Annotated in this window: 17 protein-coding genes and 5 tRNA genes; 4 read left to right on the forward strand and 18 right to left on the reverse strand. The window is 59.0% G+C overall.

The genetic code is table 11. The annotated features are described in order from the left end of the window. Positions 1–95: 95 nt before the first annotated feature. The 11 genes from MMG91_RS07800 to uvrB form a co-directional block, all read right to left on the reverse strand. Positions 96–542 carry an Hsp20 family protein gene (locus MMG91_RS07800; protein ID WP_305449023.1) on the reverse strand — a complete coding sequence of 149 codons (447 nt, stop codon included), beginning with the start codon at positions 540–542 and terminating at the stop codon, positions 96–98. A gap of 131 nt (positions 543–673) precedes the next feature. Next, positions 674–1,633: a tRNA-dihydrouridine synthase gene (locus MMG91_RS07805; protein WP_310659262.1), complete on the reverse strand. Its 960-nt coding sequence runs from the start codon at positions 1,631–1,633 to the stop codon at positions 674–676. Positions 1,634–1,797: 164 nt separating this feature from the next. Beyond that, positions 1,798–2,247: a thioesterase family protein gene (locus MMG91_RS07810; protein WP_310659263.1), complete on the reverse strand. Its 450-nt coding sequence runs from the start codon at positions 2,245–2,247 to the stop codon at positions 1,798–1,800. Positions 2,248–2,295: 48 nt separating this feature from the next. After that, entirely contained in the window at positions 2,296–3,129 is an 834-nt protein-coding gene (locus tag MMG91_RS07815) for an alpha/beta fold hydrolase (RefSeq protein ID WP_305426219.1), read from the reverse strand. Between the two features lie 30 nt (positions 3,130–3,159). Further along, the gene (locus MMG91_RS07820) at positions 3,160–3,699 is read right to left on the reverse strand and encodes a TetR/AcrR family transcriptional regulator (protein WP_038980068.1); all 540 of its coding nucleotides are present in this window, start codon (positions 3,697–3,699) and stop codon (positions 3,160–3,162) included. A gap of 182 nt (positions 3,700–3,881) precedes the next feature. Then, positions 3,882–3,957: transfer RNA gene (locus MMG91_RS07825), tRNA-Glu, on the reverse strand. Between the two features lie 80 nt (positions 3,958–4,037). Continuing rightward, positions 4,038–4,113, reverse strand: a tRNA-Ala gene (locus MMG91_RS07830). 53 nt (positions 4,114–4,166) lie between these two features. Continuing rightward, positions 4,167–4,242, reverse strand: a tRNA-Glu gene (locus MMG91_RS07835). A gap of 79 nt (positions 4,243–4,321) precedes the next feature. After that, a tRNA-Ala gene (locus MMG91_RS07840) sits at positions 4,322–4,397 on the reverse strand. Positions 4,398–4,586: 189 nt separating this feature from the next. After that, positions 4,587–6,068: a glutamate--tRNA ligase gene (gene gltX / locus MMG91_RS07845; RefSeq protein ID WP_310659264.1), complete on the reverse strand. Its 1,482-nt coding sequence runs from the start codon at positions 6,066–6,068 to the stop codon at positions 4,587–4,589. Positions 6,069–6,392: 324 nt separating this feature from the next. Then, positions 6,393–8,408, reverse strand: coding sequence for an excinuclease ABC subunit UvrB (gene uvrB / locus MMG91_RS07850; protein WP_008007189.1), 2,016 nt, complete (start codon positions 8,406–8,408; stop codon positions 6,393–6,395). 336 nt (positions 8,409–8,744) lie between these two features. Here uvrB and MMG91_RS07855 point away from each other — a divergent pair, with 336 nt between their 5' ends. Both MMG91_RS07855 and MMG91_RS07860 read left to right on the forward strand, forming a co-directional pair. After that, entirely contained in the window at positions 8,745–9,941 is a 1,197-nt protein-coding gene (locus tag MMG91_RS07855; RefSeq protein ID WP_310659265.1) for an amino acid aminotransferase, read from the forward strand. Between the two features lie 154 nt (positions 9,942–10,095). Beyond that, positions 10,096–10,296, forward strand: a complete 201-nt coding sequence (locus MMG91_RS07860) for a hypothetical protein (RefSeq protein ID WP_310659266.1) — start codon at positions 10,096–10,098, stop codon at positions 10,294–10,296. On the opposite strand, the gene MMG91_RS07865 is transcribed toward MMG91_RS07860, so the two are convergent. Continuing rightward, positions 10,293–10,523: a hypothetical protein gene (locus tag MMG91_RS07865; RefSeq protein WP_008007186.1), complete on the reverse strand. Its 231-nt coding sequence runs from the start codon at positions 10,521–10,523 to the stop codon at positions 10,293–10,295. The genes MMG91_RS07860 and MMG91_RS07865 overlap by 4 nt on opposite strands. A 225-nt stretch (positions 10,524–10,748) precedes the next feature. Here MMG91_RS07865 and MMG91_RS07870 point away from each other — a divergent pair. After that, positions 10,749–10,824 (forward strand) — tRNA-Asn (locus MMG91_RS07870). Between the two features lie 217 nt (positions 10,825–11,041). Here the strand turns inward: MMG91_RS07870 and MMG91_RS07875 are convergent. The 5 genes from MMG91_RS07875 to MMG91_RS07895 all read right to left on the reverse strand — a co-directional run bounded on the left by MMG91_RS07875 (position 11,042) and on the right by MMG91_RS07895 (position 18,874). After that, entirely contained in the window at positions 11,042–12,559 is a 1,518-nt protein-coding gene (locus tag MMG91_RS07875; protein WP_310659267.1) for a nucleobase:cation symporter-2 family protein, read from the reverse strand. Between the two features lie 188 nt (positions 12,560–12,747). Then, positions 12,748–13,587 carry an arylamine N-acetyltransferase gene (locus MMG91_RS07880; protein ID WP_310659268.1) on the reverse strand — a complete coding sequence of 280 codons (840 nt, stop codon included), beginning with the start codon at positions 13,585–13,587 and terminating at the stop codon, positions 12,748–12,750. A 113-nt stretch (positions 13,588–13,700) separates the two neighbouring features. Further along, positions 13,701–14,495 carry an exodeoxyribonuclease III gene (gene xth, locus MMG91_RS07885; RefSeq protein ID WP_052965500.1) on the reverse strand — a complete coding sequence of 265 codons (795 nt, stop codon included), beginning with the start codon at positions 14,493–14,495 and terminating at the stop codon, positions 13,701–13,703. Positions 14,496–14,594: 99 nt separating this feature from the next. After that, a complete protein-coding gene (locus MMG91_RS07890; protein ID WP_310659269.1) occupies positions 14,595–17,165 on the reverse strand; it encodes an EAL domain-containing protein in 2,571 nt (856 codons plus the stop codon). 137 nt (positions 17,166–17,302) lie between these two features. Continuing rightward, positions 17,303–18,874 carry a sensor domain-containing diguanylate cyclase gene (locus MMG91_RS07895; RefSeq protein ID WP_310659270.1) on the reverse strand — a complete coding sequence of 524 codons (1,572 nt, stop codon included), beginning with the start codon at positions 18,872–18,874 and terminating at the stop codon, positions 17,303–17,305. A gap of 564 nt (positions 18,875–19,438) precedes the next feature. Between MMG91_RS07895 and MMG91_RS07900 the strand changes: the two genes are divergently transcribed. Next, complete coding sequence (locus MMG91_RS07900; protein ID WP_310659271.1) at positions 19,439–19,921, forward strand: hypothetical protein; 483 nt, start codon at positions 19,439–19,441, stop codon at positions 19,919–19,921. Positions 19,922–19,924: 3 nt separating this feature from the next. Here MMG91_RS07900 and MMG91_RS07905 read toward each other — a convergent pair whose 3' ends face one another. Further along, positions 19,925–21,676 carry a L,D-transpeptidase family protein gene (locus tag MMG91_RS07905; RefSeq protein WP_310659272.1) on the reverse strand — a complete coding sequence of 584 codons (1,752 nt, stop codon included), beginning with the start codon at positions 21,674–21,676 and terminating at the stop codon, positions 19,925–19,927. Positions 21,677–21,722: the final 46 nt, after the last annotated feature.

Here is a 21,722-nt window from a genome sequence, read left to right on the forward strand (position 1 = left end):
GCTGTTTTCGCCAGGAAACAAAAAGGCCCCGACAAGTCGGGGCCTTCATTCAGCGGGTTACAGCCTGTTCAAACGAATGTATGTCTTCGAATGACTCAATGCTGCAGCGCCGGTTTTTCCGTCCCGTTGATCGGGATGCGTTTGGCTTTCGCTTCTTCCGGAATCACGCGCAACAGGTCGATACTCAACAAACCGTTGCGCAGTTCGGCGGCCTTGATTTCAATATGGTCCGCCAGACGGAACGACAGTTTGAAGGCGCGCTGAGCGATGCCTTGGTACAGATAAGTGACGTTTTCGTCCGCGTCACGTTTGCCGCCACTGATGGTCAGCACACCTTTCTCCACTTGCAGGTCCAGGTCTTCTTCCTGGAAACCGGCGGCCGCTACAACAATGCGGTATTGATCATCACCGTATTTTTCAACGTTGTAGGGTGGATAGGTGGTGCCTGGCTCATTGCGCAGGGCGGTTTCGAACAGGTCGTTGAAACGGTCGAAACCTACCGAGGAACGGAACAGTGGGGCCAGGGAAAATGCAGTACTCATGATTCAAATCTCCTGAACATAATCAGCAAGTTTTTTTGTCTCCGCGACCCGAATTCGGCATCACGTAATCCTTAGATAAGGATCGCTGATTACTTTTCAAGAGATTTTTTTTCAGATTTTTTTATGTAAATTCAGGCCGCTTCAGGCACCTGCAGACCCAGTAAACGCGAGACATTATCCAGTTCGGTCTCACGACGCAGGACGGTGAACAACTCTACCGCTTCGGGATAATTGCGGGTCAGCATCGCCAGCCACTGCTTCAAGCGACCCGGCGATTGACGTGGCGTCATCTGCGCCTTGGCTTGCAGCCAGAAGTCCTGAATCAGCGGCAGCAGCTCGGCCCAGGTCATCTCGACGACGTCTTCACCGGCGCGGGCGGCGGCGATTTGCCGGGCCAGATCCGGGCGCGATACCAGACCACGACCGAGCATGATGTCTTCGACGCCGCTGATCTCGCGGCAACGACGCCAGTCCTCGACGCTCCAGATGTCGCCGTTGGCAAATACCGGCACTTTGACTACGTCCTGCACCCGAGGGATCCATTCCCAGTGGGCTGGCGGCTTGTAGCCATCAGTCTTGGTCCGTGCGTGAACCACGATGTGTGCCGCACCGCCTTCAGCCAGGGCCGTAGCGCAAACCAGCGCGCCGTCCGGGCTGTCGAAACCGAGGCGCATCTTGGCGGTCACCGGGATATGCGCAGGGACGGCACGACGGACATGCTCGACGATTTGGTTGAGCAGTTCGGGCTCTTTGAGCAGCACCGCGCCGCCACGGGATTTGTTGACGGTCTTGGCCGGGCAGCCGAAGTTGAGATCGATGACTTCCGAACCCAATTCGCAGGCCAGCGCGGCGTTTTCCGCCAGGCATACCGGATCGGAACCGAGCAGTTGCACCCGCAGCGGCACGCCGGAGGCGGTCCGGGCGCCAGTCAGCAGCTCCGGGCCGAACTTGTGGTAATAGGCAGGCGTGAGCAGTTGATCGTTGATCCGAATGAACTCGGTCACGCACCAATCAATACCGCCCACACGGGTCAGCACGTCCCGCAGGATGTTGTCGACCAACCCCTCCATGGGCGCCAAAGCAATTTGCATGAAAAACACACTCAACGAAAAACGTGCGGCAGTTTACTGGATTGCGCGAGAAATCTGCAGAACATCGCTGATTCCTGGTGGGAGCGGGCTTGCTCGCGAAAGCGGTTTAACATTAAACAATTGTGCTGCCTGTCAGTCCGCTTTCGCGAGCAAGCCCTCCCACATTAGGTTTTCGCTGAATCCAACTCCTGCAACGCGGGACCATAGCCTTCGATGAATTCCACCGGCATGCGCTTGGGCTTGCCGGTCGACAATTCGATACACACGAATGTGGTCTGCGCCCGCAGCAACGTCGTGTTGTCGCTGGGGCGCTTCAATTGAAAGTGTCGGGTCATTTTCAGGCGCTGGTCCCAATCGACGATCCAGGTCGCCAACTGCAACTCATCGCCCTCATAGGCTGCTGCCAGGTAATCGATCTCGTGCCGCACCACCGCCATCGCCCGATCCAGCCGCCGGTACTCGACCAGATCCAGCCCAAGCCGTTGCGAATGGCGCCAGGCGCAGCGCTCGAGCCAGGTCACGTACACCGCGTTGTTCGCGTGGCCCAGCCCGTCGATGTCCTCGGCGCCCACTTCCAGATCAATGATAAACGGCGTTGCCCGATCCCAGCCCATGCCCCACTCCCGGTCAGATGATTTCGACCGGGGCAGTGTAACGGAAGCTCAGGCCGATTGGCGCGATTGCAGGCTGCGACCGGCCAGCAGCGAAAGAACGCCATCGATCACCCGCGGGTCGGCGAGCACCCGTTGATGACCGCCCTCTTCCAGGCGCAACAGACGGCTATCGAACCAGGCTTCGTGGATCAATTGGGATTCTTTGACTGGAACAAAGTTGTCGTCCTCGGCATGGACGATCAGCCCCGGCATGTCGAGCTGATAGCGCGCCACATCCAGCGCAGCGGCGCGCATGCCGACGTCTTTCTCCACCTGGCGAATAAACGCCGAACGCGCTTTGGGCGGCAGGCGCACATAGCGGGCGAATCCACGCAGTACCCCTAGAATTCGCGCCGGGGCGGCGATCGAGACCAGGGTTTCGGTGCGCAAGCCCAACTGAACTGCGAGCATGGCACTGGCGCCGCCCATGGAGTGACCGATCACCGCTTGCAACGGCGGCAATTCAGCGGCCGCTTCGAGCATCGCCCGGGCGAACAGCACCACATTGGCTTCGCGCCCAGGGGAGCGACCGTGAGCCGGGCCGTCCAGGGCAACCACGGTGTAGCCGGCATCGACTAGCGCGGTGATCAGGGCAGCAAACTGGGTTGGCCGGCCTTCCCAGCCGTGCATCAACAACACCGCCGGCCCCTGCCCCCAACGCAGCGCCGAAAGGCCGAAGCGCAAGGTGATCCGCTCGGACTTCGCCAGCAGCGGCAATTCCCAGTCACGCGGCGGTAATTCGCGCGGGGTCATGAATGCCAGGCGCATCTTGCTCGCCATCAGCTTCGGCGCGAACCAGCCCAAGGTGCCATTAACGCCACGAACCCAGCTCAACGTGTTCATCGCCCATCTCCTCAAACTGACGCCTTTAGGTCATAGCACCGCCGATTTGGCGGCGCGCAGCAAACGATCAGACAACTCTCCTGGCCCCAGCGCCCGCGCCAGAGCCAAACCACCGACCATCAAGGCGATGTCGGCCAAGACTTTGTCGGTGTCTTCCGGGCTGGCCGCCAACTGCGCGACCATCAACTCAACATGTTCATTCAACGCCACACGAAACTCGTCCGGCAGACGGCCCAGCTCCCCGACCGAAGCCGGAATCGGACACGCATGCTCGGTGGAATCACGGTGTTTGCGCGACAGATAGAACGCTGCGACCAAGGCGCGACGCTCTTCGCCGGTCAACTCGGCGTCCATATCGGCGATCAAGCCACGACGATGGCTGAGCAGCTGCTTGAACGCTTCCAGCATCAATGCGTCCTTGCTTTCGAAGTGCGCGTAGAAGCCGCCGACCGTCAGGCCGGCCGCACCCATCACTTCGCCCACGCTCGGCTCGGCCGGGCCGCGCTGAATCAGCGCTGCACTGGCAGCCTTGAGGATGCGCTCGCGGGTTTGAGCTTTTTTATCGTTCATCGTTGCCTCCGAATATTACGACTAGAATATTATTCTCATAATAATTTTTCGCAAGTCGTGGATGTGACCGCTGGTCTGAAGAACAGTTTTGAGGAAAAAGGAGAGTTGGCCAAATGCCAGACAAACAAAAGGGCCATTCAATAATTGAATGACCCTTAAAAATCCCGCAGAGCGGGTAATCGTGGCGTCCCCTAGGGGACTCGAACCCCTGTTACCGCCGTGAAAGGGCGGTGTCCTAGGCCACTAGACGAAGGGGACACAAACCCTTCTATACAACTGATCAGTGCTGAGAGCTGATCGATTCAAGGCCGGTGTGGCCAGACCTTGAACTGTAAAATTGGTGGAGCTAGACGGGATCGAACCGTCGACCTCTTGCATGCCATGCAAGCGCTCTCCCAGCTGAGCTATAGCCCCGGATTTTTCGCCTCGCGGCGGAGCGACATCTTGCAACATCGCTTCTGTAAAACTGGCGTCCCCTAGGGGACTCGAACCCCTGTTACCGCCGTGAAAGGGCGGTGTCCTAGGCCACTAGACGAAGGGGACGCAAACCCTTCTATACACTTGATCAACGCTGAGTGTTGATCGCTTCAAGGCCGGTGTGGCCAGACCTTGAAGTGTAAATTGGTGGAGCTAGACGGGATCGAACCGTCGACCTCTTGCATGCCATGCAAGCGCTCTCCCAGCTGAGCTATAGCCCCTCATCGCTGAGGACGGGGCGAATCTTAATGGCGCATCGGAAGGCTGTCAAACTTATTTTTAACAATTTCCAAAATTTTTTGCCCACATAACAATCACTTACCGCCCTCCCCCCGTAAATTCGGGGGAAGTGCCGAAGATCAGGATCAAAAGATCGCAGCCTTCGGCAGCTCCTACAGAGTCAAACGCCGTCAGGCAATCGCGCCCAGAAGCTTTTCCCACTCCTTGTTTTCCTTCTTCGACACGCCGCCCAGCAGGTCGATAGCCTGACGCAGACGGAAACGGGTCAGGTCCGGACCGAGGATTTCCATCGCATCGAGCACCGACACCGAGCTGGCCTGGCCTGTAATCGCGGCGAACATCAGCGGCATGGCGTCACGCAGCTTCAATTCCAGAGATTCGACCACCGATTGAATCGTCGCAGTAATGCTGTCCTTCTCCCACTGACGCAGGCTTTCCAGCTTCCACAAAATCAACTGCATCAACTGACGAACCTGATCACCCGAGAGTTTCTTGGATTCGAACAACTTGGCGTCCGGGTTCACGCCACCGGCGAAGAAGAAGCCGGCCAGCGGTGCGACCTGGCTGAAGGTTTCAACCCGGCCCTGCACGTGCGGTGCGATCTTCATCATGTATTCAGGGTTCAGCGCCCACTTTTGCAGACGAGCGGCGAACTCTTCCACCGGCAGGTCACGCAGCCATTGGCCGTTGAGCCACGACAGCTTCTCGATGTCGAAAATCGGCCCGCCAAGTGAGACGCGGCTCAGGTCGAAGTTGTCGACCATTTCCTGCAGCGAGAACTTCTCGCGCTCGTCCGGCATCGACCAGCCCATGCGGCCCAGGTAGTTGAGCATTGCTTCCGGCATGAAGCCCATGCGCTCGTAGAACGTTACCGAGGTCGGGTTCTTGCGCTTGGACAGCTTGCTCTTGTCCGGGTTACGCAGCAGCGGCATGTAGCACAGCTGCGGTTGTTCCCAGCCGAAGTATTCGTACAAGAGGATCAGTTTCGGTGCCGAAGGCAGCCACTCTTCACCACGCAAAACGTGGGTGATGCCCATCAAGTGGTCATCGACCACGTTGGCCAGGAAGTACGTTGGCAAGCCGTCGGTCTTCATCAGCACTTGCATGTCCATGCGATCCCACGGGATCTCGACATCGCCACGCAGCATGTCCGGCACCACGCACACGCCTTCGGTCGGCACTTTCATGCGGATGACGTGTGGCTCGCCGGCGGCCAGGCGGCGCGCGACTTCTTCCTTGGATAGCAACAGCGCACGGCCGTCGTATCGAGGGGTTTCACCGCGGGCCATTTGCTCGGCGCGCATCTGGCCCAGCTCTTCGGCTGTGCAGAAGCACGGGAAGGCATGGCCCATGTCGACCAGTTGCTGGCAGTACTTCTGATAGATATCGCCGCGCTCGCTCTGACGGTAAGGACCGTGCGGGCCGCCGACGTCCGGGCCTTCGCTCCAGTCGATACCCAACCAGCGCAGGGCGTCGTAAATCTGCTGTTCGGACTCGCGGGTCGAACGCAGTTGGTCGGTGTCTTCGATCCGCAGGATGAACTCACCGCCATGCTGCTTGGCAAAGCAGTAGTTGAACAAAGCGATGTAAGCGGTACCTACGTGGGGGTCCCCGGTAGGCGATGGCGCGATGCGAGTGCGGACGGTGGTCATGGCATGTCTCGAAAAGAATAAAAGCGAAGATCAAACAAGAGGCGAATGGTAACAGGCGATAGCGGCCCGGCTCCAGTCAGCGGGGCATATAAGCCAATATTGCATTGGGGGATCAGGCTGGTGGCGGTGTTGCCTACCAGGAGGTTGCAGGCAGGGCTGAAGGCTTGGGAAGCGCGCAATTGATATTTATAGTGTTCCGGCGGACCTCATCGCGGGCAAGCCCGCTCCCACAAGGATTGAGGGTATTCACACACTATGTGCCTACCTACAGACCCTGTGGGAGCGGGCTTGCCCGCGATGAGGTCCGCCCATTCATTGCACATCTCAAACCGCGATCAACCGCTCCCGCAACTTGCCGATTTCGTCGCGCAACTGTGCCGCGGCTTCGAATTCCAGATCGCGGGCGAGTTGGTACATCTTTTCTTCCAACTGACGAATGCGCTTGCTGATCTCGCTCGGCGAGCGCAGTTCGGCCTCGTACTTGGCACTTTCCTCGGCGGCCTTGGCCATGCCTTTGCGCTTCTTGCTGCGCGAACCCGGCACGACCGCGCCTTCCATGATGTCGGCAACGTCTTTGAACACCCCCTTCGGCGTGATGCCGTTGGCCAGGTTGAAGGCGATCTGCTTGTCGCGACGACGCTCGGTTTCGCCAATCGCCCGCTCCATGGAACCGGTGATGCGATCCGCATACAAAATCGCCCGACCATTGAGGTTGCGCGCCGCCCGGCCGATGGTCTGGATCAGCGAGCGCTCGGAACGCAGGAAACCTTCCTTGTCCGCGTCAAGAATCGCCACCAGCGAAACTTCCGGCATGTCCAGACCTTCACGCAGCAGGTTGATCCCCACCAGCACATCGAAAACGCCCAGACGCAAGTCACGGATAATTTCGACCCGCTCCACAGTGTCGATGTCCGAGTGCAGATAGCGCACGCGCACGCCGTGATCGGCCAGGTAATCGGTCAAGTCTTCGGACATGCGCTTGGTCAGCGTGGTGACCAGCACCCGCTCTTCCAGGGCGACGCGCTTGGTGATTTCCGAGAGCAAATCGTCAACCTGAGTCAACGCCGGACGGATTTCGATTTGCGGGTCCACCAGGCCAGTCGGGCGCACCAATTGCTCGACCACTCGGCCGGCGTGCTCCGCTTCGTAATTGCCCGGCGTGGCCGAGACAAAAATCGTTTGGGGACTGATGCTTTCGAACTCGTCGAAACGCATCGGCCGGTTATCCAGGGCCGAGGGCAAACGGAAACCGTACTCCACCAGCGTTTCTTTCCGGGAACGGTCACCTTTATACATGGCGCCGACTTGCGGCACGCTGACGTGGGATTCGTCGATCACCAACAAGGCGTCCGCCGGCAAGTAGTCGAACAAAGTGGGCGGCGCCTGGCCGGACTCACGGCCCGACAGGTAGCGCGAGTAGTTTTCGATGCCGTTGCAGTAGCCCAGCTCCAGGATCATCTCCAGGTCGAAACGGGTGCGTTGCTCAAGTCGCTGAGCTTCCACCAGTTTATTGTTGGAGCGCAGGTATTCCAGGCGCTCCTGCAATTCGACCTTGATCCCTTCGGTAGCTTCGAGCAGGGTTTCGCGCGGCGTCACATAGTGGCTCTTCGGATAGAAAGTGAAACGCGGCAGTTTGCGGATGACTTCACCGGTCAGCGGATCGAAGGCGGACAGGCTTTCCACTTCGTCATCGAACAGTTCAATGCGGATCGCCTCAAAATCGGATTCCGCCGGGTGGATATCAATCACATCGCCGCGCACCCGAAAGGTCGCCCGGGCGAAGTCCATGTCGTTGCGGGTGTATTGCAGGTCGGCCAGGCGACGCAGCAGCGCACGCTGGTCGAGCTTGTCGCCGCGATCGACGTGCAACACCATCTTCAAATAGGTTTCCGGACTGCCCAGACCGTAGATGCAGGACACCGTGGTGACGATAATCGCGTCCTTGCGCTCCAGCAGCGCCTTGGTCGCGGACAATCGCATCTGCTCGATGTGGTCGTTGATCGAGGCATCCTTCTCGATGAAGGTATCGGACGACGGCACATAGGCTTCGGGCTGGTAGTAGTCGTAATAGGACACGAAGTATTCAACGGCGTTGTTCGGGAAGAACGCCTTGAATTCGCCATACAGCTGCGCGGCCAGAGTCTTGTTGGGCGCCAGCACCAGCGTCGGGCGCTGTATCTGGGCGATCACGTTGGCGATGCTGAAGGTCTTGCCTGAGCCGGTCACACCGAGCAATGTCTGGTGCGCCAGCCCGGCCTCAATGCCCTCGACCATCAGGCGGATGGCTTCCGGCTGATCGCCGGCGGGCTCGAAGCGGGTGACTAGCTGGAATTCAGACATAACTACCTCTGGGTTCGCATCTGCACGGCTGACCGGGCACGAACGAAAAAGACCGCAAACGACCGACGTCGCCCGAGGAAAAAACTGGATTGTGCTCAATGTGGAGCCGTTTGCCATTGCTTTCAAGGCAAACGTCCTACATCGGGTAAAACCTTTGACGACGCCACTCGACCAACGATCGAAAAATAATTGGAAAAACTTACCGTAAAAGCCAAATCGCCTGTCGCCATCAATCACTGATGGCCTCTATACTAGCTCCCCGTTTGTGCACCGCTCTAGTGCATTCGGCTGGAGCGCGACACGTCCCTCCACACTCCATTCAGAGCCGCCGCAATAATGAGCCTGTTCTCCGCTGTCGAAATGGCACCACGCGATCCAATCCTGGGCCTCAACGAAGCATTCAATGCCGATACCCGTACCAACAAGGTCAACCTGGGGGTCGGTGTTTACTGCGACGAGCAGGGGCGAATTCCACTCCTGCGCGCCGTTGTCGAAGCCGAGACGATTCGCGCCGCTCAACACGTTTCCCGTGGTTACTTGCCGATTGACGGCATCGCCGCCTACGACCAGGCCGTGCAGAAACTGCTGTTCGGCAATGATTCGCCGCTGATTGCCGCTGGCCGGGTCATCACCACCCAAGCCGTCGGCGGTACCGGCGCGCTGAAAATCGGCGCCGACTTCCTCAAGCAATTGTTGCCGAACGCCGTCGTGGCCATCAGTGACCCAAGCTGGGAAAACCACCGCGCGCTGTTCGAAACCGCCGGTTTCCCGGTGCAGAACTATCGCTACTATGACGCCGCGACTCACGACGTTAACCGCGCCGGCCTGCTGGAAGACCTGAACGCCCTGCCGTCCGGCTCCATCGTTGTGCTGCACGCTTGCTGCCACAACCCGACTGGCGTGGACCTGAGCCCGGAGGACTGGAAAAACGTGCTGGAAGTGGTCAAGGCCAAAGGTCACGTGCCATTCCTCGACATGGCCTACCAGGGCTTTGGCGACGGTATCGATGAAGACGCCGCGGCCGTGCGCCTGTTCGCCGAGTCGGACCTGACCTTCTTCGTCTCCAGCTCGTTCTCCAAATCCTTCTCGCTGTACGGCGAGCGCGTTGGCGCCCTGTCGATCGTCAGCGATTCGAAAGAAGAAAGCGCGCGCGTGCTGTCGCAAGTCAAACGCGTGATCCGCACCAACTACTCCAACCCGCCGACCCACGGTGCAAGCATCGTCGCCGCCGTGCTGAACAGCCCGGTACTGCGCGCCCAGTGGGAAGAAGAACTGGCAGAAATGCGCCTGCGGATTCGTGGCATGCGCATCCAGATGGTCGACCTGCTGGCGAAAAACGCTCCACAGCGCGATTTCAGCTTCGTCGGTCGCCAGCGCGGCATGTTCTCCTACTCCGGCCTGACGGTTGAGCAGGTTACCCGCCTGCGCAACGAGTTCGGCATCTACGCCCTGGACACCGGCCGCATCTGCGTTGCCGCGCTGAACCAGAGCAACATCGACGCCGTGACCAAGGCCATTGTTCAGGTGATCTGAGTCGTCGCGTGATTGAAAACGGGAAGCCATAGGGCTTCCCGTTTTTTTATGGGTCGCAGATATCGCTCGACCCGACGGCCAAGCCCTCTAGACTGCACATCATCCCGGCTCCCACAGGTTATGAGTACACCCGAGAATTCTTGCGAGAACCCACATGAAAAACGATGGCCTACGCGCCGACCGCGACGAGCTGGACCACTTTGTGCCCCGCTCTGCGGCCAAACGCGGTAATAACCTGGTGCTGCAAGTGGCTGCGGGCGTGTTCCTTGGCGGCCTGGCGTTGTGGCTGGTGCAACTGGTCGCTACGATGGCGTACGCCAAGCTGATGCTCGGCACCATTACCTTCGGCGGTTAAGCCAGTTCGGTTGCACGCTGGCTGGCTGCGTCGTCGTAGGCCACATAAAGCGACTCGGCCACCTGGCTTTTGATTGCCTTGGTGCTTTCCAGGCCCAGAACAAAACCTTCGGCCTTGCCGCCCGCGCGGTTCAATTCGTCAGCGGTGCTGGCCTGAGTGATGGCGTCGAACAGTTTCTCGGCGTGCGGGCCAACGCCTTTGGGCAGGCTGATCTGAGCGATGCTCATGCGAACACCCCGCTGTTTTGAGGTGTGAGGCTTGGGTGATTCATGGCGCGTACCTTTTCGGCTGAGGGCCGGCAGCGCGTGTCACCACTTCCGGGCGACCATGGTAGACCTCTACCGCGATTCTGGTAACCGCCAATGGCCGATAACCCCCTCTGATCCGATGAAAACATCAAACTGCCAACAGAGGCTTGACTTCTCTTTTTGAATCAGTAACATAGACGCCATTCCGCGATAGCTCAGTTGGTAGAGCAAGTGACTGTTAATCACTGGGTCCCTGGTTCGAGTCCAGGTCGTGGAGCCAGACAGCAAAATCGAAAAGCCCCTGAATCGAAAGTTCAGGGGCTTTTTTTGTGCTCGCCATTAAAGTCAAAAGATCGCAGCCTGCGGCAGCTCCTACGTCGGTCGCGTTTTACTTCGACCGAATGCAATTCGTTTCGTACGCGACGAAACGGATCGTGTAGAGAGCTGCCGCAGGCTGCGATCTTTTGATCTACCTGCCTTTTTACCGGGTACCGCCGTCAGACATGCTCACTGCTTTTCGCATGCACCGCCCGCGGCTCGGCATGCCCATGCTCCGTCTCCACCACCGGAATCTCATTCCCGTCGCAGTCATGCAGCTTGCCTTCGCTGAAGTAATCCCCTTCCCGCAATGCCGCCAGATCTTGATAACGCAAGACTCGCTCGGTACCGGCTGCAAACACCGATTGTTGATCCGAGTTGCCGGCAGTGAGGTGGTTGAAGGTCAGGTTCAGCACGATGGCCATGATCGCCGAAGAGCTGATGCCCGAGTGGAAGATCGTCGCGAACCAGCTGGGGAAGTGGTCGTAGAAGTTCGGTGCGGCGATGGGAATCATGCCAAAACCGATGGAGGTGGCAACGATGATCAGGTTGACGTTGTTGCGGTAGTCGACCTTGGACAGCGTCCGAATACCACTGGCCGCCACGGTGCCGAACAGCACGATACCGGCACCGCCGAGGACGGAGGTTGGCACGGCGGCGATGACCCGGCCCATGAAAGGCAGCAATCCGAGCACCACCAGGAACACACCGCCGGTGGCCACCACGAAACGGCTCTTGATCCCGGTTACCGCCACCAGCCCGACGTTCTGGGCGAAGGCGCTCTGGGTGAAGGAGCCGAAGATCGGCGCAACCATGCTCGACAGCATGTCGGCGCGCAGGCCGTTGCCCAGGCGTTTGGAGTCGACTTTGGTGCCGATGATTTCACCAACGGCCAGAATGTCGGCCGAGGTTTCCACCAAGGTCACCATGATCACGATGCACATCGACAAGATCGCGGCGAAATGGAACGTCGGCATGCCGAAATGGAACGGTGCCGGGAAACCGAACATCGGGCCTTGGGTGACGGACGAGAAATCTGCCATGCCGAGGAACACAGCGATAACTGTGCCGATGACCATGGCCAAGAGAATCGACAAACGGGAGATGGTCGCACTGCCGATTTTGCTGAGTAGCAGCACCAACACCAGCGTCACCGCCGCCAGGCCAATGTTCGCCATGCTGCCGAAGTCTGGCGCATGGCTGTTGCCGCCCATGGCCCAGCGCGCGGCCACCGGCATCAGCGTGAGGCCGATAGTGGTGATCACAATGCCCGTCACCAACGGCGGAAAGAACTTGGTGATTCGCGAGAACACCGGCGTGATCAGCAAGCCGATCAGCGACGCGGCAATCACCGCCCCGAGAATCGACTGAAAGCCGCCCTCCCCACCACTGCTGACAATCGCCACCATGGTCGCAACGCCAGAGAACGACACGCCCTGCACCAGTGGCAACTGACAACCGAAAAACGGTAAACCCAGGGTTTGCAGCAATGTCGCCACCCCCCCGGCAAACAATGAAGCAGCAATCAACAAACCGATGTCCGCCGGCGAAAGCCCGGCCGCCTGGCCGATGATCAAAGGCACCGCGACGATACCGCCATACATGGTCAGAACGTGTTGCAGTCCGTAAGCCATATTCGCGCCGATCCCGAGATTCTCATCCTCAGGCCGTTGGTATGAAACATGGGGCGTTTTCATGGTTGGGGGGTTCCCTGGTTTTTGTTGTGCGCACACTGTATTCAATAGTCAGGACAAATGTCTATAGAGTTGTATACAACTAACCAGTCAGATTATGGACATATGGCCATACCGCCCTTTTGCCCATGGAGCCTCCCAATCAAAAGAAAAAGGGGCGAATTGCTCAAATCCGCCCCTTTACGTGTCGCTCAATTTGCCTGCGACACAGGCTCAATCAACCGCTCAAGCACCCGCTTCAACACTTCCCGCGCCGGCACTCGAATCCCGAATTCACTCTCCAGTAACCCGATCAATTCCTCAGCATCCGCCACCTGCCGCCGTTCGCTCTCGCTGCCCATGCGATGAATGGCAAAGCTGCCGTTATTCAATGTGCGTCGCCATCCCTCCCCCGTCCGCGCCACCATCAGTTGTTTGACGAAGGGCGATTCGGGATGGGTCGAGACGTACCAGTTGCCGAGGGTGTAATCGATGTCTTCCTGACGCTGCAGATCGAAGATGTACATGGCCCGCCATTCACCACCGACGTTGGCGCGCAGGGTGTAGCCGTCTGCATGCGGTTCGATACGATAGGGTTCGTGAGGGGTGAACTGCTCGGCTTCGGTATCCAGCATCAGCGGTGCGGTGGGCACCATGCCGCCGAAGCCGACGTCGGTGATGTAGCGCACGCCCTCCAGAGTCACCAGGCTCAAGCGGTGCGTACGCGCAGTCCACGCGCCTTCGGACTGGCCCATGACCACGCGACCGGTGATGCCACGTGCGTCGAAGCCCAATGTCTGAAGCAAGGCCAGGAACAGGTTGTTGAGTTCGTAGCAGTAACCACCGCGACCATCATGCAGGACTTTCTGTTCTATGGACGGCAGGTCGATGAGCACCGGTTCACCCAATAACGTGTTGAGGTTTTCGAACGGGAAGGCACCGGTGTGGCGCAGTTGCAGTTGGCGCAGGGTTTCCAGGGTCGGCGCCGGAGGCGCATCGAAGCCCAGGCGTAGCAGGTACAGCGCAAGATTTGTCAGTCGTGTCTCGCTCATCGCTCAATCCTTTATGCAGAGGTCCGCGGATCGCTCCGCCGATGGGCACCATGTATAAGGGAAAACACGGTCGGACTGACAATTGATTTAGCCAATCGTCGCACGCGCCAAGACTATCGCCGCTTGCGCGAACCCAATCGAATCCATGTCGGCGCGTGATCACTGGCATGAGGTTCGTTGCGAACCCAGGCATCGACGCCGGCCTCTTGCAGGTAAGGACTCAGTGCCGGGTTGAGCAGCAGATGATCGATGCGCAACCCCGAGTTTTTCTGCCAGTGCTGCCGGAAATAATCCCAGAAGGTGTAGATGCGCTCCTCTGGATACAGATGACGCAGGGAATCGGTCCAACCCTGATCCAGCAACCGCTGATAACACGCGCGACTCTCGGGTTGCAGCAGCGCATCCTTGAGCCAGGAGCGCGGGTTGTAGATGTCCAGATCGGTGGGCACCACGTTGTAATCGCCGGCCAGCACCACCGGATGGTCGCTGCTCTGCAGGTCCTTGGCGTGCGAGATCAGCCGCTCGAACCACGCCAGTTTGTAATCAAACTTCGGCCCTGGCTGCGGATTGCCATTGGGCAGGTACAGACAGCCCACCAGAACCCCGTGCACGGCAGCTTCCACGTAGCGGCTATGGGTATCGCTGTCATCCCCCGGTAAACCGCGCCGGCTCTCCAGCGGCTGCGCATCACGCGCCAGAATCGCCACCCCGTTCCACGACACCTGGCCGTGCCACACGGCGCCATAGCCGGCCGCCTCAAGTTCCGCGACAGGGAATGCGCCGTCGACCGATTTGAGCTCTTGCAAGCAGGCAATATCTGGCTGTTCTCGCGCAAGCCAGGCCAGCAGATTCGGCAAGCGGGCGCGCATGCCGTTGACGTTGAAGGTGGCGATTTTCAGGTTCTTCATGATCCGACGCTCGCAACGGATTGGGCGGTATCCAGTTGTGACCGGGGTGCGCCACGGCAGTTGCCGCGGCGAACGAATCAGGCGACTAAAGGCGCGAGCTTACAGCCGATGTTCATCCCAAGAGGCCTTGAGCAACGGCAGCAACGCCTCCTTGCCCACCGGCCGACTGAGATAGAACCCCTGCACTTCATGGCACTGGTCCGAGATCAGGAAGTCCAGTTGCTCCAGCGTCTCGACACCCTCTGCGGTGACGGTCAGGCCCATGGCCTTGCCCAGATTGATGATCGCCTGCACCACGGCGCGGTCATTGCTGCCGCTGCTCATGGACGCAATGAAGCGCTTGTCGATCTTGATCCCGTCGAACGGATACGTGCGCAGGTAACCCAGCGAAGAATAACCGGTGCCGAAATCGTCCATGTTCAGTCGTACGCCCAACTCCTTGAGCGCATTCATGGTCGCCAGGGCACCATCGACGTCGATGAGCATCACGTTTTCAGTGATCTCCAGTTCCAGTCGACTGGCGGGCAATCGGCTCTGGATCAACGCCTCCCGGACATCCTCGATCACATCGCTACGGGCAAACTGCACCGGTGACAGGTTGACCGACACCATCATCGCACCGGGCCAGCTCAAGGCCGTCTCGCACGCCTCGCGCAACACCCAGCGCCCTAATGGCACGATCAAATCAGTCTGCTCGGCCAATGGAATAAACGCGTCGGGGTTCAACAAGCCTTGCACCGGATGCTGCCAGCGCAGCAGCGCTTCGACCGAGACGATCTGCTTGCCATCGACGTGATAACGCGGCTGGTAATGCATCACGAATTCGTTGTTCTTGATCGCCAGACGCAGGTCGCTTTCCAGTTGTCGGCGGTGCTGGATCTGATCGTTCATGTGCGCAGCAAAGTAGCACCAGGTCTTCTTCCCATTGGACTTGGCCTGATACAACGCGATATCGGCGCAGCGAATCAGTTCCTGCGGAAGATGCCCCTGGCGCCGGCTCAGGGCGATACCGATGCTCGCGCCGATGTGCAGTGTGTGGTGATCGTAATGGATGGGTTGATGCAGGCTGTCGAGCAAGCGCTCGCAAAACCGGTCGATTTCCGCGTGGCTGTCCAAGCCGTGGAGCACCAGCACGAACTCGTCGCCACCCAATCGGGCAACCAGATCGATGTCCCGCGTGCACTCGCGCAAACGAATGGCAACCTCCAGCAGTACCGCATCGCCGGCCGGGTGGCCGAGGGAATCGTTGATCGGCTTGAAGTTATCCAGGTCGATCATTAACAACGTCAACGCCGTCGATTGCTCTTTCAGCGCCAGCGCGTCTTCGAGGTAGCGCGCCAGTTTGTTGCGGTTCGGCAAGCCAGTCAGGGCGTCGTGCATCGACAGATGCTGGATCTGCGCATGGGCGGCGACTTCATCGGTGATGTCGCTGGCCGTCCCGCGAAAACCCAGTACCGCGCCCTTGCGCTGGATCGGTCGCGCCGACACCCGGCACACTCGCTGTTGCCCCGATTGATCACGGTAGGAACAGCGCAAGTGACTGACAGCTTGCTCTTCATCAAGTTTGTTCAGCCACAGCGACAAGGGCGTGGTTTCGCAATTGAGCAGCTGCCCGATGTTCTGCCCCAGCCATTGCTGATCGGAGAATCCGGTGACGGTGCTGAAGCGCCCCGACAGATAAGTGATGCAGTGCTGGTCGTCGGTTTCCCAGATCCAGTCAGACGCGGCCTCAGCCACCGCACGAAAACGTTCTTCACTGGCCTCCAGCGCCTGGTTCGACAAATCGAGACTGGTGTAACTGGCGTCCACATGCCCGGACGTGCGCAGGACATAACGAAAGAAGTAAGCGGTCAACATCCCCAGAATCAACAGCGCCCCGCCCAGTGGTGGCAGTAGCGACCAGAGCAATTGGTGACCCGGCTGCTCGAGCCGGGAGACCAGGCTGTAACCGGTGCCGGTCAGGGCGACGGCGGGCTGACCGGGAACAAGGGCGTCGTCGGCCGCCAGGCTCAAATCATTCAACCCGTAATCGGCGCTCAAGGTATCAAGCTTTTCAGGGTTCAACTGGTCGACGTATATCAGTACCGAGGTGCTCTTGGGATCGACCGCCGGGCGTTCGTCATTGGGCACGATCGCGGCCGCCGTCAACAGCGCCGGTTTGCCTTCGAACAAGGTGTACCGGCTGACGGGGTCGATGAGGCTCTCCTGGCTCTGAACCTCCTCTATGAGGCTCGCCATCGACGTCGACAGATAGGCCGTCGCTTCGCCCTGCACCTGAAGCCCACGCACTATGGCGTATTTGGTTCGCTGACGATCGATCACGAAAACGCCATCGTAGTGATCGATGGTGAACAGGGTTTTGCCCACGTTCTGATCGACGTAGGCCCACTGCACATCGACCTTGTCGTTCAGGTGGTCGTAGGCAGTCGTCCAGTTGGCGTAGCTGGCGATGTAGTTTTTCGAGGCGGTGATGCGGTTCTCAAGTGCGCGTTGCGTGTAGAACGTGGTTTTACTCAGATCCTGAGCATCGAGCCGTGCGGCAATGCTGAACAGGGCCATCAAAGCGATCAACACCCCAACCACAAACAGCAGGCCGATGACGAACATCAGGTTGCGGGTAATCGGTGTATGACGCGCAGGTGCAACGGTGGTAACAGCAGTCAAATCCATGCACTTGATCCTGTCAATCGATCGCCTTATCGGGTGAGACCGGCGGGGTCTGGTCTGTCGTCATGACAGCCAGGCTCTCCACTGACCATAGCCGCCATGCTCGGTCATCGCCCCTGAATACACTTAACTGGCTAGCATTAGCGGTCCGAACGCATCAGCGCCTCGACGCCCCCTTCCATCGACAACACCGCCGAACGATTTCGCCCCGAATGCTTAGCCTGGTACAACGCCGCATCTGCGCGCTTGATCAACATTTCGGTGCTGTCATACCCCGTTGGCACAAACGAATAACAGCCCAGGCTGACCGTCACGTAGCCCGTGGGTGAACCGCTGTGGATGATGTTCTTGTCCATGACGCTTCGGCGGATCTGCTCGGCGATGTTCAGTGCACCATGGATGTCGGTATCCGGCAGCAACACCGCAAACTCTTCACCACCGTAGCGCACCGCCAGATCGGCTTTGCGGTGACAGCAACGCTTCAGCGCCCGCGCCACTTCGGCCAGGCAATGATCCCCCGCCACATGACCGTAGGTGTCGTTATAGCGCTTGAAATAATCGATATCGAGCATGATCAGGCTCAGCGGCGTCGACTGCCGGGCACCGCGCCCGAACTCGATTTCCAGCGCGCGCTCGAACAATCGACGATTGGCCAACCCGGTCAGGCTGTCATGGGTGGCGATCAACTCCAGGGTTTTCTGCGCCTTGCGCAAATCCGCCTCGATCCGTTCGCCCGCGCGCACCTGATGAATGAATACCCAACCGAACAACCCCACGCCGAGGACAACCAGAGCGACGATCACACTGGATTGAATCGCCGTGTCGTACCAGTCCTTGAGGATCGCGTCTTCGGAAGATGCCGCCGCGACCACTACTGGATAGGCATCGAGCTGACGGTAGCCATACAACCGCACAATGCCATCCACCACCGAGTCGATCATGGCGTTGCCGGAGGTTGCGCTGGGCAAGTGTGTTTGAAAAATCGCGCCCTGAGCCAGGGACGTGCCGATCTGCGATTCCACAAACGGCCGTCGCGCCAGCAAGGTCCCATCGGTCAACGCCAAAAACATCGCGCCGTTGTTATCGAGGCTGAAGCTTTTGAAGAACTGATCGAAGTACGACATCTTGATCCCGGCCAACAACACGCCCTGGAAATTGCCGTTCTGGTCGTTGACTCGCCTGGAAACAGGAATGATCCATTCGCCATTTTCCCGACTGCGAATTGCCGGACCGATGTGCGCCAGGGACGATACGTTCTGCTGGTGAAACCTGAAATATTCGCGGTCCGCCACACCTGCGCCACGAGGCAGATCATCGAACGACGTCACGACCCATTGCCCCCGCTTGTCGAACAGAAATATTCCGTGCAATTGATCCAGCGTTTGCACCCGCCGCGCGAAGGTTTTCTGCAAACGTGCCGCCTGGACAGCGTCGTAACCCTCCGCCTGAATCCAGTCCACCAGACTGGTCAGCACCAGATCGGCTTTCATGAAGGTGTCTTCGGCCTGCTGCGCCATGGCCCGGGTCAGGTTTGACGAAGACACCTCGGCCAACGCCAGATCGTGTCGACGCGACTGCTCCAGTTGCAGATAAAGCAGCCCACAGAGGCACAGGCACACGGCCGCAATGAACAGCACCGCTGCTTTGAGCAGGGGCAGCCGTTTCAAGGCACCGCCGGGCGCGGGGTGCGGATCGGGAATGGGGATAGGCAAAAGCATGTCCTGAAAGGGTAAGGCATGGGCAGAGGCCCAAAACCCTTATTTTTTGTGAGCTTAGTCTACGGGGTTGTGCGCGGCAATTGCGCCGATTTACAGAGATCGATTTGCCCGCGTGAGTGAAATACAAAAATCGTCTCTGCCAGGATGAAAAACCTCAGGAGCCTATTGAACGCTTCGATATCGGCTGCCATGCCCGGCCCCCGGCCCGGTTACCCAAGGAGGTATCCGCTGGAACCCCGCGGTTTGACGTTGATAGCCGCCGCGCGGTCTTCATCGATGATCATGCGCCGAATATAGTAGGGGCACGCCGGGAGGGATTTCATGCGGTTCAGTTCTTCAGCCCGCAACAATTGCGCGAGGAACTGGTAGCGCTTGGGTTGCCGGTACAGCAAGGCCAATCGGCGAGATGAGCCGCTTTTCGTAGGAGCCAGCGGTGCGGGCTCCTGCTGGCCCGTCCATTTTCTTCAATACCGCCGGTGCTTAAATCACATGACGCAAGGCAAAACCACGTTACCTTGAAGGAGCTACGATTAACTGACACCACGACAGGAAATCGAAATGAGTAAAGCAGATGAGCTCGCCGAGAAGCTGAAACAATCCCGGCAAACCAGTGCCGACGCGACCATCGCCGATCAGGCCATCGACAGCTGGCCTGCCCAGGTCAACGAGCTGTATCACCAGATCGAAGCCTGGCTGCAGCCATCGATCGAAGTGGGCCTGAAACTGCGACGCAATCCCGCTCACGTGTTCGAGAGGGCGCCGGACGGGGCGAGTTACGATTACGCCATCGACCAACTGCTGATCGAAGGCAACCACCATAGCGTCACCTTCGACCCTGTCGCTCGTTTCACCGCCGACGGTGCCGGGCGGATCGAGATCCACTCGACAGGCAAGGAACTCGCCCTGTTGCGAACCTCGGACGAACACGGCGTGACGCACTGGTGGCTTCAGGCGATCGAACAATCCGGCCAACAACCAGATGCGATCGCACTGACGGAACACAACCTGCTCCTGGCGGTACAAGAAGGGCTGGGGCTTTAAGCCTTACAGCTTGCTCTGCCCCACCGCCATCGAGGGAGGCGCCGCTCGCCTCCCGTCCAGCGTTGGCCGTTCCGACGGCAGATTCAGTGCCCGCAACACCGGCTTATCGTACCCATACACATCGGGCTTGAACGTCACCCGCCCATCAAGGCTCAGGTCCACCGTCCAATAGGCCAACAGCACCGGCACTTTCACAGGAAGCCTGATGTTCTCAGTCTTGCCGTTGGCTAACTGCTTTTGAATCCCTTCGCTGTTCCAGCGAACCGGGTCGTTGAACAACAGCTCCACTAATTGCAGCGGATTTTCTACCCGAATACAGCCGGAACTGGTCGCGCGATTGGATTGCGCAAACAACTCACGATGCGGCGTGTCGTGCAGATAAATCGCATAGTCATTGGGAAAGCGAATAACCACCTGCCCCAACGAATTATCCGACCCTGCATCCTGCCGCAGCGTCAGGCCGCGCGGGTTGTCCCAATCCACGGTAAACGGGTCGAGCACGTTGCCTTCTCGATCGATCACGCGAATCCGGTTTGCATCAAGGTAACCGGGATTGTTGCGAATCTTCGGCAGCATGTCCTTGACCAGAATGGTTGGCGGCACCGTCCAGGTCGGGTTGAACGTGACGTAGGTGATCTCCGATTGAAAAATCGGCGTGCTGCGATACGGTTTACCCACCTGCACCCGGGAGCGCCATGTCAGCTTGCCATCGCGATAGAACGAAACCTTGTACCCGGCAATGTCGACGATGACAAAGGTGCCCTGCAGTTTGTACAGCAGCCACCGCGCCCGTTCCATGTTCACGCGAACCTGGTCGATTCGCGCTTCGACCGGCACATTCAGCGCCGCCAGTGTCGCCGGCCCCGCCACACCATCCGCCCCGAGGTATTGCTCGGTTTGATACTTCTTCACCGCCGCCATGACGGTGTCGTCGTAGTCGGAGCGCGCGTTCTTTTTCGTGGTCAGATAACCACCCGCTACCAAACGGGCTCGCAACTGCGCAACCGAGGCGTCGTCCATGCCGGGCCTGAGGGTCTGCCCTTGCGGAATCTTTGGCCAGCCGCCACTGTCGCGAACCCTGCGCAGTTGCGCCAGGCCCTGTCGCAACGTGCCATAAATTGCTTCTTGTGGCGGCGCCTGGGCGAACGCGCGCGCGACGTCATGGCTGTCGAGGGCGGCGAAGAAAAGATTGACGTCCTCCCGGGGGTCGATGCCGAGCGGATCGAAATTCCAATGGATGTCCAGCCGCGAAGGGTCGACCTTGCCGCGCCGCAACTGCAGCAGCGCCGTGATAAACGTCTGGGTCGCCGAGATATCGAAGGCAGCCTGTTGCCCGGGAGTTGACGCTGCCGTTTGCAGCGACGCTCGGGCACTGGCCAGTTCAGCAATTCGAAAATCCGCAGGATCCAGGCCATCGACCTCGGTATCGCTCAGGCTCTTCAACAACTGGACGACATCGTCATCGTCCGTCCAGGCAGCGCGATAGCCCCGATGGCTATAAAAATCCATCACCGCCCGGTTAACGTCGACCCGCTGATGACGCGGCGAGGTGAGCAACGGAGGAAATGCCGAACTCAATGGCGCCAGCGCCGCCTGAATCGCCTGACCAACGTAATCGCCAGGCGCTGCCTCCGCGATCATGCTAACGGGAGATGCCGGCTCAATCGGCGAAGTTTGCGCAACTGCCATGCCGCTTATCAGAAAGCCCATAAAAAATATGCGGCTTATGACGAATAACCTTGTTAACTGCCCCATGGATAATCCTTAATCTCCCGTTTTCAACCGGCTAGCGTCGTGCGCG

The organism is Pseudomonas sp. JL3 (assembly GCF_031570575.1).
In the GTDB taxonomy this organism is placed as follows: domain Bacteria; phylum Pseudomonadota; class Gammaproteobacteria; order Pseudomonadales; family Pseudomonadaceae; genus Aquipseudomonas; species Aquipseudomonas cucumis.

Coding starts and splice junctions, on each gene's coding strand:
- MMG91_RS07810 (WP_310659263.1), bottom strand. CDS start 2,247: ATGGGCTGGGATCGGGCAACGCCGTTTATCATTGATCTGGAAGTGGGC.
- uvrB (WP_008007189.1), bottom strand. CDS start 8,408: ATGTCTGAATTCCAGCTAGTCACCCGCTTCGAGCCCGCCGGCGATCAG.
- MMG91_RS07865 (WP_008007186.1), bottom strand. CDS start 10,523: ATGAGCATCGCTCAGATCAGCCTGCCCAAAGGCGTTGGCCCGCACGCC.
- MMG91_RS07860 (WP_310659266.1), top strand. CDS start 10,096: ATGAAAAACGATGGCCTACGCGCCGACCGCGACGAGCTGGACCACTTT.
- MMG91_RS07800 (WP_305449023.1), bottom strand. CDS start 542: ATGAGTACTGCATTTTCCCTGGCCCCACTGTTCCGTTCCTCGGTAGGT.
- MMG91_RS07815 (WP_305426219.1), bottom strand. CDS start 3,129: ATGAACACGTTGAGCTGGGTTCGTGGCGTTAATGGCACCTTGGGCTGG.
- MMG91_RS07820 (WP_038980068.1), bottom strand. CDS start 3,699: ATGAACGATAAAAAAGCTCAAACCCGCGAGCGCATCCTCAAGGCTGCC.
- xth (WP_052965500.1), bottom strand. CDS start 14,495: ATGAAGAACCTGAAAATCGCCACCTTCAACGTCAACGGCATGCGCGCC.
- MMG91_RS07905 (WP_310659272.1), bottom strand. CDS start 21,676: ATGGGGCAGTTAACAAGGTTATTCGTCATAAGCCGCATATTTTTTATG.
- MMG91_RS07900 (WP_310659271.1), top strand. CDS start 19,439: ATGAGTAAAGCAGATGAGCTCGCCGAGAAGCTGAAACAATCCCGGCAA.
- gltX (WP_310659264.1), bottom strand. CDS start 6,068: ATGACCACCGTCCGCACTCGCATCGCGCCATCGCCTACCGGGGACCCC.
- MMG91_RS07890 (WP_310659269.1), bottom strand. CDS start 17,165: ATGGATTTGACTGCTGTTACCACCGTTGCACCTGCGCGTCATACACCG.
- MMG91_RS07805 (WP_310659262.1), bottom strand. CDS start 1,633: ATGCAAATTGCTTTGGCGCCCATGGAGGGGTTGGTCGACAACATCCTG.
- MMG91_RS07875 (WP_310659267.1), bottom strand. CDS start 12,559: ATGAAAACGCCCCATGTTTCATACCAACGGCCTGAGGATGAGAATCTC.
- MMG91_RS07880 (WP_310659268.1), bottom strand. CDS start 13,587: ATGAGCGAGACACGACTGACAAATCTTGCGCTGTACCTGCTACGCCTG.
- MMG91_RS07855 (WP_310659265.1), top strand. CDS start 8,745: ATGAGCCTGTTCTCCGCTGTCGAAATGGCACCACGCGATCCAATCCTG.